We start from the raw sequence: 1,054 nt of genomic DNA, 5'->3' as shown, positions 1-1,054 counted from the left end.
GGGTCATCAAGCACTGTGACGGATATATTGATAGGATCAGAAGAAACAGTGGTACCGCCATCGGTGACATTTTCTGTGATTATGTGTGTTGTCTCTGCTATCTCTGATACTGTGAGTCGTTCAGTAATAAAGATGGGTGCGCTCGTCTCAACATTATTAATTGTAATCACACCACCGGTTGGATTTGCTGATGGGCGACCCGGCTCAACCGTAGTGCCGTTTGCCATTATATTAGTAATCACAGCCAATTGCACTGGTGGTGTATAATTCGTGTTCGCCGAAGCAGACCCGCTAGCATTCGTTATCCGTGTGGTGATTCTTACCGTTGTTCCTTGTGTGACTTCTGTCGCAGTAGCCGATTGTGTAATCGTGATATCGCTACTGGGCGCGGGTGTCGGTGCAGGAATATGAGTCGATGTTGGTACCGGAGTCGGTGTCGGTGTTGGTGTTGGTGTGATATTTACTGATGAAACTGACTCAACCGCATCAACAGCGTTCACAACACCAGATCCTGATATTATATCGTCACCCGGGACTCGAATATCATCGCTTGCTGACCGAAGCGTCGTTGCCAGTGTTGCCGGGGAAGGATTACAATCATCAGCCTGTTCAACAAGAATGGCAACACCACCGACATGGGGTGCTGATCGGAGGTTCCACTAAAACTGAATGGCGTCACACCCTAGAGACCGTGTTCAATATCAATATTCGTATATCCGGTTACATCGATCCCCTGTTGTCCACGACTACTGTAGGGTGCAACACGACTTGCCGATGTCTCGTATGCAGCAATACTGAATGTTTCTGGGACATCAGCCGGTGCGACAAGACTTGATTCAGAAACGTTGCGCTCCATTCCAGAGAGCGTCTTCGAGTTGACACTCAGTTCAATCGTTTCATCAGCGGGACCAGCCGTATGCTGAATAATGAGCGACACAGATTGTATCTCGGTACTAGTCACGAGCACCGCATATCGATTTGCTTCGGTCGCCCTCTGTGTATTTGCCTTAGCGATGACCTGATCCACGACAGGATCGCATAGCACGGCACGATA

The 1,054-nt window shown here is 48.9% G+C and carries 2 pseudogenes; both read right to left on the bottom strand.

Annotated features, from left to right (window positions below):
* A pseudogene (locus tag J07HQW2_RS00040) lies at positions 1 to 500 on the bottom strand (hypothetical protein); the annotation flags it as partial.
* Positions 501 to 682: 182 nt separating this feature from the next.
* Positions 683 to 1,054, bottom strand: a pseudogene (locus J07HQW2_RS00035) (hypothetical protein); the annotation flags it as partial.

It is taken from the genome of Haloquadratum walsbyi J07HQW2 (assembly GCF_000415985.1).
GTDB lineage: Archaea > Halobacteriota > Halobacteria > Halobacteriales > Haloferacaceae > Haloquadratum > Haloquadratum walsbyi_B.
The sequence above is the reverse complement of the archived record's forward strand: the minus strand, read 5'-3'. Positions and strand labels throughout refer to the sequence as shown.